This window comes from Alcanivorax sp. 24, assembly GCF_004360225.1.
Taxonomy (GTDB): domain Bacteria; phylum Pseudomonadota; class Gammaproteobacteria; order Pseudomonadales; family Alcanivoracaceae; genus Alloalcanivorax; species Alloalcanivorax xiamenensis.
In genome coordinates this window covers 1-551 of the sequence record NZ_SNUA01000057.1, presented here as the reverse complement: position 1 = coordinate 551, position 551 = coordinate 1, and the positions used below count along the sequence as shown (strand labels likewise).

General features: G+C 41.6%; 1 protein-coding gene. It reads right to left on the bottom strand.

What is annotated here, in order from left to right:
* The coding region (locus tag E0L37_RS21260; protein ID WP_205655675.1) for a hypothetical protein at positions 1-362 on the bottom strand (362 nt) is incomplete at its 3' end.
* Positions 363-551 lie beyond the last annotated feature (189 nt).

The following is a 551-nucleotide window of genomic DNA, read 5'->3' as shown; positions in this document are numbered from 1 at the left end:
CCTTTTGCAAGCATGTAAAGCGCCACACTGGCAAAAGCAACGCTACCAAGACGACCACCAAAACCTGCAAATAGGTTCATAGTTAATACGTAAAGGCTGGCACCAATTAAAGAGATAAAACTCAGCTCCCAGTAGCTGTTGATCAAACTTGATGAGCACATACCAGCAAAACTACCAGCGTAAATGGCTGCATAAGGATGGTTACAAAAACGAGCAGGAAAAGGAATAAATGTGCCAACTAAACCGGTAAATGCAGCAGATAACACAAGGGCAACATTGGCTTGGTCATGAAGTAAAAAGCAGGAAAAACAGCCAACAGAAAAGGCCAAAAACTTGACCATAAAAAATGTAATATGTGCCATTAATTGACGATACACCTCGCTTAAGTAGGTAAACGAGGTGCATTATCTCATTGATGCGTTTAGTCCTGCAACTGCGCTTTGGCGGGTATTGCTGCTACTTTGGTATGGTGGCCATACAAAGCAACAATTAAAAAGCAAACAAGTGGTACAACAAACGAAACCGCAGTGTTAAAAGCATCTATAGTTGCA